Genomic DNA, 11,656 nt, shown 5'->3' with positions numbered 1-11,656 from the left:
ACCTCATAAACCCAAGTGTATGTGCCTCATCATTCTACTAAATGTAACATTTGAAATACAAGCGGGGGCTCGTTTGCCGTTTGTTGTATGAAATATTTTGTGCTGGCGGGAAAAGCAAAAAAGACAACCGATATATGTATCGGTTGCCTGTGACGAAAAATGATGAAACGGTCAAGCCGTGCCAAAAGTGCAGGATTCCTTTTGTATTCTCTCCCGAGAATTATTTTAATTCATCAGCTTCTCCGGATTCTTTACCTTAATGGAAACGACCTCACCACAGTCCTGACAGATCGTATATACACGTTCAGAACCAAGCGACATCTTTTTATCCAAAGGCCGCAAATGAATAAAGTCCGTTGCCTCCACAAAAGATGTACCTCCGCAATCGTTACAAATCTTAGATGATGTTGTCATATCAAATATTCCCCTTTCTACTTATGTAATTTCAATCCATCATTTCAATGCATACTTACCCTTTCTTACATACACTAATTACCATTGGGCTTGAAGGTTGAAACGGCGTTTGATCCCAGTTCGCATATTGTCTCTCTACGGTAAACCCTTGCTTTTCCAGCAACTGTTGCAGTGTCTGCACATCTGTAAATCGGCAAGCAATGCGTGACGTCGTTTGACGATGTCCCCAGTCCCGAATGGTTACCCAGTGCATGATCTGGTTCGCAGCATCATACGTCTGGGTGCCAGATACCTTGACGGTCACACCATCAACATCAACAAATGTGCCCCAGCTCTCTTCCTCTTCATCGGATAAATCATTACCGTCTGGATTTCGCATTTCAAATGCAAATATACCGCCGGGCTCCAAATGTTTATACGCCGTTTGCAGCAATGCGTGCTGATCCTCATCGCTCAGAAAAGCCTGAAATGCATTTCCCGTTAGATAGATCATGGAATACCGCTGATCCGTCTCAAACGTACGAGCATCTGCTTCGATAAAAGCAACCGGTAAATCCTTCGCTTTGACCCTTGCATACGCGAGCATAGGCTCTACGATATCTACACCGCTAATTTGAATTCCTCTTTCGGCTAAATAGAGAGCGGCTAGTCCTGTACCACAAGCCAATTCCAGCACATGCCCTGGATGTTTCCTCGCCAGTTCGAGAAAAAATTCGTATTTGTCCGTCTCACCGCCAAATTCCAGATCATAGTTCATTGGATCAAGGTACTCTTCCTGATTGTTGTGATCAATCAATATGTCTCACCCTTTTCCATCAAAAATGTATTTACAACAGGAATTATAACACACTATAATGGTTTACATTGAGTAAAGGTTAACAAAGTGTTAACCATAAAATGTGTAAATGATGGAGAAGGAGAAATTTAAACGTATGAGTTCGATGACACAATCCACCCGCTTTCCGATGTTTATTCTGATGTTAAATCTATTTATTGCTTTGTTAGGACAAGGGATGTTGATTCCGATTTTACCCGAGTATCTCAAGCTGTTCCATGCAGGAGGCACCGTTGCTGGTTTTCTGGTCGCGGCCTTTGGCGCAGCCCAATTTCTGTTTTCGCCGCTCGGAGGACAATGGGCTGACCGCTTTGGACGTAAAAAGCTGATTATGGCAGGCATGTTTCTTGTTGTCGTGTCAGACCTTATCTTTGCGGTGTCCACCTCTTTGCCTCTGCTCTATATCGCTCGTTTCATCGGGGGAATCAGTCTAGGTCTGATGGTTCCAGCCAATCTGGCTTACGTTGCTGATATTACAACTCTGGAGACCCGTGCCAAGGGAATGGGTTATTTCGGTGCATCGATGAACCTGGGTATGGTTCTTGGGCCAGGTCTGGGCGGTTTTATTGCCGAGATGGGTGTGCGTATGCCGTATTTCGTCGCTTCCGGTTTGGGTTTGGTTGCGGCACTACTTACCCTTCTTTTGCCCGAGACTCTTCCGCCTGAAAAAAGAACAATTTCAACGTCGAAGAAAAAAGGATTCGCCATGGGCGAGCAGATCTGGAGTTCGTTCAAGGTTCCTTATTTCGGATACTTGTTGATTATTCTGGTGATGACCTTTGGTTTGATGAGTTATGAGACGGTCTTCTCGCTGTTTGCTGAATATAAATACGGTTTTAATGCTTCAACCATCTCGATTATCATTACCATGGGAGCGATTATAGGCATCGTGATCCAAATCTGGCTACTGGACTTTTTTGTGAAACGCTTGGGCGAAATCAAACTCATCCGTCTGTCCTTAATCATGACCCCGATTGCCCTTTTGCTCATGTTAATTAAAGTTAATTTGGCATTTCTATTATTTGCGTCAGCACTGTACTTTGCTTTTAATGCATTTCTGCGCCCAACTGTCAGCTCGCTAATTTCGCAAAACGCTGGAGATCGGCAAGGTTATGCCTCTGGTCTGAATACGACCTATTCCAGTCTGGGAACCGTCTTCGGCCCTCTCGTTGCCGGTCTGCTGTTTGACAAAAACGTGAACTTCCCGTATATTTTTGGTGCCTTTATGTTACTGGCGGCGTTATCACTTACGATGAGCGCGCAACGTTCAAAGAGAGGAAACCGATATGCAAGCGAATGAGAATTGGCATCAGCAGTTAAAAAATCAGAATCGGGATGAACTGATCGAAGCGGGTAAGCAGCTTTTTCTAAAACACGGTCTGCTTCAAGTGAAAATCAAAGACATCTGCGCCGAGGCGAATCTTAGCCGGGTGACCTTTTATAAACATTTTCAATCGATCGATGAACTGTTGCTCACTATTCAGATGCAATTGGTTGAAACGATGACGGATCATGTGAGACTAGCTGCAAAGCAGAGTGGTAGTGGCCGTGAACAACTAGCTACAATGCTGAACGCATGGGTTTCTTTTGCTAAGATGAATCCTGACCATATTCGTTTTATTCAACTATTCGATATCAATTATGAGGTGGTTCATTTTCAGCAAGAACTGAAAGATACTTATGAACGGTTTATCCAAAACGGTAAAGAGAACCACTTCCTGCTTGAAGCGTTGGTTTCAGGAGTTGCCGACGGCAGCATCCGCAATGCTACCCCTCCGCTTAAGTTGGCGCAGTTCATATTTACAGTGATGATGGGAATGCTGCAGAAGATGTTTACACATCGATCTCATGAACTGCATCAACTGGATGATCAGATGACGAAGCAATTGGTTGATATGCTGCTACATTATGTAGGCAATGAGGACAAAGGATAGATGGATTTCGTTGAGCAAAATTAGACAGAATGAGCAATGATGCCTGAACTAGAGTTTGCAAAATAAAAGAAGCCTTTCTTCTCATGTTTACTTTTTGTACTCATGAGGAAGGAAAGGCTTTTTTATTTGTGTTTTGTGTTATGAATTTGTGATTACATCAAGCTTCAGACTTTAGAACTGTGACACGTTCAAAAGATGTTCAAAGGTTTGGATATTGGTTGCAAATTCAGGTACATTGCGTGCTTCTTCTGCGGCTTCGACCAGTTGAACGACCATATTATTATACGGTGTTGCAATCCCCGTACCTTTTGCCTTGCTCGAAACTACGCCGTTAATATATTGAATCTCCGTTTTACGTTGTTTTTCCAGATCCTGCAACATGCTTGCTTTAAGCAGTCTCGAAGGCTCCATCACATGGCGAAGTGTTTGAATGCGTACAGGGATATCCTTTTCGCTCTGCAGCTCCAGTGAAGCCATATCAAATCCGTTCATGGTGACAAAAGAAACACCATTTGCATGTCCGACCTTGATCGTTTCGTCAATGATATGAACAGCACTACGAATGCCTGCCTCATGATCCAGAATATCTGCGTACGTCCCATTCAGTGCAGCGGACAAGCCGCTAAAAGCATTGTTGATCAGCAGTTTTGACCATTTGGTTCCTACCAGATTATCCGAAATATGTGTACCGCCAACAAGATCCAGCACTTCTTTTACACGCTGAATTCGCTCGGTCGTATCTCCGTTTAATTCTCCGATCTGGAATGCGTACTGCTTGAATTGTGGATGCGCCGTGGTCAGACTGGATACGCCAGGTTCCATGAATGTAGCGCCAAACTCAACCGAACCCGCGATGACCCGTTTCGCTCCAACAATGGATGCTACGCTATCTTCAGGAATCCCGTTCTGGAGAGAGCATACGACGCTATCCTCATGCAGATATGGAAGCAATTCTTTAAGCACCGACTCATTGAACAGCTGTTTCGTTAACAACAGCACAAGATCATATTGCCCTGACTTTTGTTCAGGGGTGATGGCTTTAACTTTGGCCTGAAACTCGGTCGTTCCGGTTACTTTCGCTCCTGTCTGATTAAGTGCATCGACATGTTCCTGATATGCATCAATCAACTCCACATCCATCCCGCCATCTGCCAAATAAGCACCAACGATGGTTCCTAGTGAACCTGCACCTACAATTGCAATTCTCATATGTGTTGCCTCCTTATTTTTCTTCCAGATAGTTATATACAGGTTGTGCTGCATTCAAAGTTAAGTTCGTCAGGATGTGGGAAGCGGACACCACTTCAAGCACTGGTAAATCTGCCAGAGGCGCAAGTGCGTGCTCGAACAGCTGTAGCCGAGCCGGGCCTGTCCAGGCTTCCTTTACCTCGATATCAGTAATTTGCGTACGGATCAGATCACAGATGCGAAGATTACCTGTATAATCCGTGGCGATTTTGATCATAAAGTTGGGACGGCAGATTTCTTTTTTGGCAAGCTCTTTGTCCATCTCCACATGTTTGAACCCCATCGTTGCTGTGGCTACGCGCAGTGATCCATAGTCCAGCGTGCCCACGAGTGTATCAGAGTCCGTATACAGCTTGGGAGCGCCGAGTTTTTTCGGATAAGCAGTTAACTCTCTTCCGCTTGCGATTGCAGGAAAGTTGTCCACATACATTGAATGCACATAATCGCCCTCTTCGCCATTGAACTGAACCGGGATCACTTGTCCTGCCTCGGTATATGCACCTAGTCCAGAAACGTCCGGCATCCACATCACTTCAAATTTCACCAGCGGTTCGGTGATTTGCAATGGCTCGGGAACAGCTGCGCGTAAGGCTTGCTCATCCGTCCGATAAATGATGTTCAGATATTCACGGTTAACGAATTTATAAGGTGGCATTGGGTATGCCGGGGCTGTTAAAGGTGTATTCAGATTTTTGGCAATATTGTGCACATCGATTTTCATAAACAGACACCTGCCTTTAGATCAAGTTATTGGTTGATTGTTTTACTTGTTTATTGGCTTATAAAAAAAAGTCTACATTATTTTTCAAATTTAATATAATACATAATAAGTACTATATATATTTATTGAAATAAATAAGGAGTGCAAACCAATGGAGCTTCTCCAGCTGAAATATTTTCAAACCGTCGCCTATACGGAACATATCTCCAAAGCCGCTGCTCAGTTAAATATCGCTCAGCCTTCGTTAAGCCTTACGATCAAACGGCTGGAGGACGAAATGGGTACCCCCCTCTTTCACCGAAAAGGAAGAAATATTGAATTGAATGCGGCGGGAAAAATTTTGCTGAAGCATGTCAATCGGATTTTTGTTGAACTTGAAAATGCGCGGCTGGCAATCAAGGAAAAAGAGGATGAGCTTTCTTCGCTGATCCGTATTGCGATCTCGAATTCGAGGTTTCTTTCGGGGCTGATCAGTGAATATATCGAAGTGTGTCCAAGCGCTCAGCTCCATCAAGGGATTGCAAGTCGAAGTGACATTGTGACACAGCTGAAAAAAGGAGAGATTGATCTGGGCATCACGGGTCACCCCATTCTGGATGAGGAGATTGAAAGCGTCGTGCTGGTTGATGAGCATATTGTGCTTGTCCTGCCTTCCACCCACCCATATAGCGATCAGCAAAAAATCTCATTACATGCCGTTGCCAACGAACCTTTTCTGTCGCTCGCCAATAATGATGAATACCGCCGATTTACCACGATGTTATGTGAGAAAGCGGGGTTTGTTCCGCATCTGGCTTTTGAGGTTGATTCACATACGTTGGTCGAGATCATCCAATTGGATCGGGGTGTGGCTTTGCTGCCGATCTCCGTCTGCCGTAATCTTGGACTGCACTACGTTTCCATAACTGATGATGCCGCAGTCTATCCCATCAGCCTGTCATGGGTCAAACATCGAAACTTGTCACCGTTCTTAGAGCAGTTTCGTGACTTTATTACCTCGTATTATGTATCCAATGCTTCGATGTTTAAGGTGTAGAGCGCTTGGGGTTTGGCTCAAAAAAGAACAAAAAAAGTCGCTATTATAGCGACTTTCGTGGATATATATACACTTTTCACTATGACATTATCGCTCAATATCGTTCCTTCTACTTCTAGTATAACGGTTTTATAAAAGATATAATAGACTGTTTTTTCACCAGTGCCTCCACTATACTGCTAAATACAAATCCAATAAAGTTGAGGTGTGTCCGTATGGATGACAAGAAAATGGTTTTAGATCCAGGTCCTTTTTTTCATGGTACAAAAGCAGAATTAAACATTGGCGATTTGTTAGAGCCACAATTTTTATCCAATTATCAAGACAAAAAGTCGAATCACATCTACTTCACTGGAACATTAAATGCTGCCAAATGGGGGGCTGAACTAGCCAGATCGAGTGCAAAGGAAAGAATCTACATTGTCGAGCCCTTAGGCGATTTCGAAAATGACCCCAACGTAACGGATAAAAGGTTCCCTGGAAACCCGACTCGCTCCTACCGATCCAAATCACCTTTAAAAATAGTAGCCGAATTAGCTTCATGGGAAAGACACTCCGACGAAGAAATTGATCATATGGTGGCCTCTTTGAAAAAGCTGAGTGAAGAAGGTAAAAATGTAATATATGATTAATCACACTAATTAATGATTGACATTCACTTTTACAACGGCATTCACTCGATTAAGAACGATCAATGCGATGATTGCGATCGCAATTCCGCCAGCACCAATCCAGGTTATCGATGAGAGAGTGAATGTTTCAATCGCGATTCCACCCATACCAGCTCCGGCTGCCATAGCAAGCTGCATCATGGATTGATTAAGACTTAGCATCACTCCTGAAGCTTCCGGTTCAATGGTCGTTAAATGATATTGTTGCGTTGGACCGGAGGACCAGGCGGAAAAGGACCACAACAAAAGTACGATTATTACGCCCACTAATGTATGGGTTACAACGGACAACAGGATCAGCATGATAATATGCAGTGTAAATCCACCGAATAATGTTCGATTAACTCCCCACCGATCCGCACTGAGGCCGCCAAGTTTGGAACCAATCATGCTTGCTATACCAAATACAAGCAAAGCTCCGCTGAGAAATTGTTCATTTAATGCTGATACTTGCAGTAAATAAGGTGAAAGATAAGTATAAGCGATAGAGTAACCACCCAGCCAAAAGAAAGTGATCGCCAAGCCTAACGCGACCTTAGGTTTTTTCAATAGACTTAGCTGCTGCTTGAGCGGCACAGGCACGTCCCCTTCAATACGTGGAATTACGAGATAAAGAATGATTATAGCCAAAATTCCTAAAATCGCAATTCCTCCAAAAATCGATTTCCAACCCAGAGTATCGGCTGTGACTCTCCCGAGCGGAACACCAATGATTAATGACGCTGTGAAACCCATGACCACTGTAGCAATAGCACTTGCTTGTTTACCTGAGGGTGCAATTTTAGCGGCAATGTTCAAAGCAGTGACCACGACAACTCCTGCTCCAATCGCCATCAGGATACGAGCAACGACAAAGAGTCCATATCCTGGCAGGACAAATGCAAGGATATTGGAAGCAACAAATATGCCCATACTGATAACGATTAACTTTCTTCTGTCCATACTCGCGGTGAGCGCCATTAAAATAGGTGTACACAGAGCGTAGAGCAAAGAAAAAATGGTGATTAGCTGACCTGCTGCAGCCAGTGAGACATCCAAAGAGGCGGCTACCTTATCTAAAATACCCGATAAAGCATACTCGGAAGTCCCGACCAAAAAACTAACGATTGCCAAAATGTAAACTTTCGAACTTGACGACCTCAATTGAACACCACTCCTTGATAAATTAATAAAATGATATATCTGAAATTGTAGATATACATAATCACAGAATGACATATTAAGAATTGTCGATATAATGGGCTGAAAAAAAACTGAATTCTTGGTAAGAACTCAGCTGCAACTTACATATCACTCATCATATAACGAGTAAATTCAGCTATCGCTTCCTCGTCTCTCTGATAATACGTAAATTTGCCTATCCGTTTTGTTGTGATCAGCCCTGCCCGCTGCAATATCGTAAGATACTGGGAAGCCGTTGACTGTGTCATGTTAAGCTTGTCGGTTATTTGACTTACACACACCCCTATTTCGTTCATATCCACTCCTTCATGGGGTTTGAAATGCTCGTAAGGTTCTTTGAGCCATTGTAAGATCTGAAACCTGGATTCATTCGAGACAGCTTTTAAAATGTCAATTGGATTCATAATCATTATTATATCGATCTTTTGCGATATGTCAATTTAAAATGGTTTATTGATTTTTTTTCTTAGACTTCAAGACTTATCTGGATACTGACTTGATCATCAGAATACAGATTCCTCCAAAGATAGACAGAACAAATGACAGCATAAAGATGGACGAGAATCCGATCTGTGAGATCAAAAAAGCTGCGATTACTGGCGCAATGGCCTGTGTCAACGTATTACCTAGATTATAGATACCCAGAAATAAACCAACACGGTTTTTGTCAGGAATAACGTTGAGGTTCAACAAATTGTCCAGGGAGTTCCATATTCCCATTCCTAAGCCAGCTAAAAAGGCATAGATAATTATTCCTGTATCATTTTGCAAAAAGTACAAACTCAGTGCACCAACACCCAAAGATATGGTAGACAGCCCGACAGGATACTTTAATACATTAAACTTGTCCGATAGCGGTCCTGCAATAAATCCCATCAGTATTCCGAAAATCAACATAATAATATTGATCAACTGTATGGACTGCTGTGTGGATGTGTTATCCTTCTGAAGAAAGTCTGTCATGATAAAGAGAAGATACCCTGTAATGGCAAAGTTTCCGATCCCTTGGGATAACTTACCGATGAGAGCCAAGTAATAGTCTCGGCCAACAGACCATTTTGGAAAAACGGCCATCGCCTCTTTCAGGGACAGTTTCTGGCGAGTCGATGAATCCTCTCTGTCCGTTGTTTCATGCAGATTGGATGGCTCACGGGCAATTAATGCTGCAATAAGTGTACCCACAAATGTGATGATACCAAAAATGATAAAGCCCAATCTGAATTGACCCAAAAAGAAAGCGGCCAGAATGGTGAATCCGTTATTGCCCAGAGCCATACCCAGGCCACCGTAGGCTGATGACGCAGAGCCTTTTCCACCTTCTGGAGCCAGATCAATCCAGGCAACCATCGGTGCTACAATGAAGTTTAATGCCACTTGGCCAATCATCCAGCTAAGGAGTAACATCGGCACGTTCGGACTCATGGAGGCAAAGATCATGGCTAACATAAATACAAACGATCCAGCAACGAGCCAAGGGGTTCTCTTTCCAAAACGCGATCTTGTACGATCTGACAAATAACCGGCTGCCATGTTGGATACAGCGGCTACAATCATGCCGAGCGCTGAGAAAAGGGCTAAAATATTAATTTTATTCGCCGCATCCAGATGCTGGATCAGAGCCGGCAAAAATAAACTAGACATCGCAATGTATGGTCCCAGCCAAGTGGCTGGTCCAATGATTAAACCTGGAATCAAACGTTTTAGCGGGATTGTTCGGGTATTCATGTCCTACTTCCTCTCTAGATGCTATTCATTTTTAACGCAATAATATTTAAAATCTGCAAATGAATCATGCTGGTGGGCATCCACAGAGCCAATAAAATTAAATAATCCTGTAAAGCCACCAATTTCACCCGGCTCACCATTAACGCCTTCATCCGACAAATACGATACATCGATTGCCTTCAGCAGTACTTGCCACTCCATCTGCTCTTCAAAACGATATGAAATGTCTGCAAAACCTTCATTGTAAACCAGTTTAAGATCTGCCTGTTGTTCAGGCACAGGCACCTGATGATGGACATACTCCATACGCTCCCCAAGTTTAGCCTGAAGTACCGTGAGGATCATTCTCTCAGCCCTTTCGGAATATGTCAGATGCACGTATAACCAGTTATTTGAATCATAATAAAGTCCCATGCCAGCCGTTTCGGAATAGTGATCTGCATGAAACTGCACATGCGTCTTCAACTCATACTTGAAAGATGTAGCTCGTGTCGCCATTATGGATGGATTGACTTGTGAAAACAAGGAATTTTGTCCGTGTATCCGCAAATAACCTGGACGTTCCGTTGTATTCACCCATTCCTCTTGCTGCTCACGATAAGGTGTCATAAAATGTAGTCTTGGCTTTTGCTGATCAAAGTCGTCGAACACATCATGAGACACCGAGCCTGCACCCAATAAACCTGCCATGCCTTCGGTTTCCATTTTCGCCACATTGGAGCCGTCTTTCATCTGCAGCCATCCATCCTCTGTCCACTGCATCTTCTGAATGGAAGTCTCTCGCCCTAGCGGATTGAGAAGTTTATCCCCCAATGGGCGCGACATTAAATGTGCGATATACCACTCGCCGGTATGCGTTTCCACTAATGATCCGTGACCTGCTTTTTGCATGATAGAGTTCGGATTATACATCTCAAAATGTCCTGCATCCGGATCACCGAGTGAAAATAAATGCTGCGGTGAAGAAGTAATGATTGGCTCTCCAGATGGATGCGGCTCGTAAGGACCAAAGACATGTTTCGAGCGTCCAATCTCGACACCATGCGCATAACCTGTTCCACCAGCTGCCAAAAGCAAGTAATAGTATCCATTGCGTTTGTATAGTTGTGGTGCTTCTGCACACCCTCGTGTCGTGAAACCTTTCGTTACCCGGTGCCATGCACCGATGATTTTTCCAGTATCCATATCCAACTCGGCAATGACAATATGCCCCGGAGCCTGGTACCCCGTGCGAGTCTCCCATTCCAGAATGGCAACATAATGTTTACCGTCATCATCGTGATATAGAGCAGGATCAAATCCAATGGAAGTGAGATAAACCGGTTCTGACCAAGGACCTCTAATATCTTCTGCCCACATGATATAAGAGTCAGCGTTAAATTCTCGCCCAGCCATATTGACCATATGGGAAAAGGTTAACCAATATTTTTGACTGGCAGCATCGTAAGACAGATGCGGAGCCCAGATACCAGCCGGTGTATTGGTTCCGCGCAGATTGATCTCACCTTTGTTCAAAGCTGATCCGATTTGCTCCCAATTCGCCAGATCACGGGACTGAAACAGTTGAATTCCAGGATTCCAATGAAAAGTAGAGGTTGCGATATAATACATTTCATCCACACGAATAATGGATGGATCAGGAGCCATGCCCGGTATGACTGGATTGATAATACGGTTCATATTCATTCTCCTTTCAGATGTAAAATTGTGATTATTCTTAGTAAGCTTGCTCTAACTGGAGCGATTACAAAGAAGCGCTTTCTTTTTCCTGGCATGTGAGTTTACCCATTTCTCTGCTTGAAGTCTCAAAATATATGTTCATTGATCACGATCACGGCTTTGGCTATAATAACAGAGGCATTCGTTCAATAAAGAGCAATCCCTGTCAGG

General features: G+C 43.5%; 12 protein-coding genes. 4 read left to right on the top strand and 8 right to left on the bottom strand.

The window, feature by feature from the left end:
* Window positions 1-225: 225 nt before the first annotated feature.
* Together EC604_RS24085 and EC604_RS24080 are read right to left on the bottom strand one after the other, a co-directional pair.
* Window positions 226-414: a hypothetical protein gene (locus EC604_RS24085; protein ID WP_123066569.1), complete on the bottom strand. Its 189-nt coding sequence runs from the start codon at window positions 412-414 to the stop codon at window positions 226-228.
* Window positions 415-469: 55 nt separating this feature from the next.
* The gene (locus tag EC604_RS24080; RefSeq protein WP_240037164.1) at window positions 470-1,210 is read right to left on the bottom strand and encodes a class I SAM-dependent methyltransferase; all 741 of its coding nucleotides are present in this window, start codon (window positions 1,208-1,210) and stop codon (window positions 470-472) included.
* Window positions 1,211-1,346: 136 nt separating this feature from the next.
* Here EC604_RS24080 and EC604_RS24075 point away from each other — a divergent pair, with 136 nt between their 5' ends.
* Window positions 1,347-2,549, top strand: coding sequence for an MFS transporter (locus EC604_RS24075; protein WP_123066568.1), 1,203 nt, complete (start codon window positions 1,347-1,349; stop codon window positions 2,547-2,549).
* Window positions 2,536-3,183 (top strand): TetR/AcrR family transcriptional regulator, encoded by a 648-nt coding sequence (locus tag EC604_RS24070; protein WP_123066567.1) that lies wholly within the window; start codon window positions 2,536-2,538, stop codon window positions 3,181-3,183. Before EC604_RS24075 ends, EC604_RS24070 begins: the two co-directional genes overlap by 14 nt.
* Window positions 3,184-3,354: 171 nt before the next feature.
* Here EC604_RS24070 and EC604_RS24065 read toward each other — a convergent pair whose 3' ends face one another.
* Together EC604_RS24065 and EC604_RS24060 are read right to left on the bottom strand one after the other, a co-directional pair.
* Window positions 3,355-4,392, bottom strand: a complete 1,038-nt coding sequence (locus EC604_RS24065; RefSeq protein WP_123066566.1) for a ketopantoate reductase family protein — start codon at window positions 4,390-4,392, stop codon at window positions 3,355-3,357.
* Window positions 4,393-4,405: 13 nt separating this feature from the next.
* Complete coding sequence (locus EC604_RS24060; protein WP_123066565.1) at window positions 4,406-5,152, bottom strand: acetoacetate decarboxylase; 747 nt, start codon at window positions 5,150-5,152, stop codon at window positions 4,406-4,408.
* A 151-nt stretch (window positions 5,153-5,303) separates the two neighbouring features.
* Between EC604_RS24060 and EC604_RS24055 the strand changes: the two genes are divergently transcribed.
* Both EC604_RS24055 and arr read left to right on the top strand, forming a co-directional pair.
* Window positions 5,304-6,188, top strand: coding sequence for a LysR family transcriptional regulator (locus tag EC604_RS24055; RefSeq protein ID WP_123066564.1), 885 nt, complete (start codon window positions 5,304-5,306; stop codon window positions 6,186-6,188).
* Window positions 6,189-6,403: 215 nt separating this feature from the next.
* Entirely contained in the window at window positions 6,404-6,820 is a 417-nt protein-coding gene (gene arr, locus EC604_RS24050) for an NAD(+)--rifampin ADP-ribosyltransferase (RefSeq protein WP_123066563.1), read from the top strand.
* Between the two features lie 9 nt (window positions 6,821-6,829).
* Here the strand turns inward: arr and EC604_RS24045 are convergent, their stop codons facing one another.
* From EC604_RS24045 to EC604_RS24030, 4 genes are all read right to left on the bottom strand, one after another.
* Window positions 6,830-8,002: an MFS transporter gene (locus EC604_RS24045; RefSeq protein WP_240037163.1), complete on the bottom strand. Its 1,173-nt coding sequence runs from the start codon at window positions 8,000-8,002 to the stop codon at window positions 6,830-6,832.
* A 140-nt stretch (window positions 8,003-8,142) separates the two neighbouring features.
* Window positions 8,143-8,445: an ArsR/SmtB family transcription factor gene (locus EC604_RS24040; RefSeq protein WP_123066653.1), complete on the bottom strand. Its 303-nt coding sequence runs from the start codon at window positions 8,443-8,445 to the stop codon at window positions 8,143-8,145.
* A 76-nt stretch (window positions 8,446-8,521) separates the two neighbouring features.
* Window positions 8,522-9,766, bottom strand: coding sequence for an MFS transporter (locus tag EC604_RS24035; protein WP_123066561.1), 1,245 nt, complete (start codon window positions 9,764-9,766; stop codon window positions 8,522-8,524).
* A 21-nt stretch (window positions 9,767-9,787) separates the two neighbouring features.
* Window positions 9,788-11,446 carry a family 43 glycosylhydrolase gene (locus EC604_RS24030; RefSeq protein ID WP_123066560.1) on the bottom strand — a complete coding sequence of 553 codons (1,659 nt, stop codon included), beginning with the start codon at window positions 11,444-11,446 and terminating at the stop codon, window positions 9,788-9,790.
* Window positions 11,447-11,656 lie beyond the last annotated feature (210 nt).

It is taken from the genome of Paenibacillus amylolyticus (assembly GCF_003719335.1).
In the GTDB taxonomy this organism is placed as follows: Bacteria; Bacillota; Bacilli; order Paenibacillales; family Paenibacillaceae; genus Paenibacillus; species Paenibacillus amylolyticus_D.
Note: the sequence above shows the minus strand (reverse complement) of the source record. Positions and strands in the feature narration are given on the sequence as shown.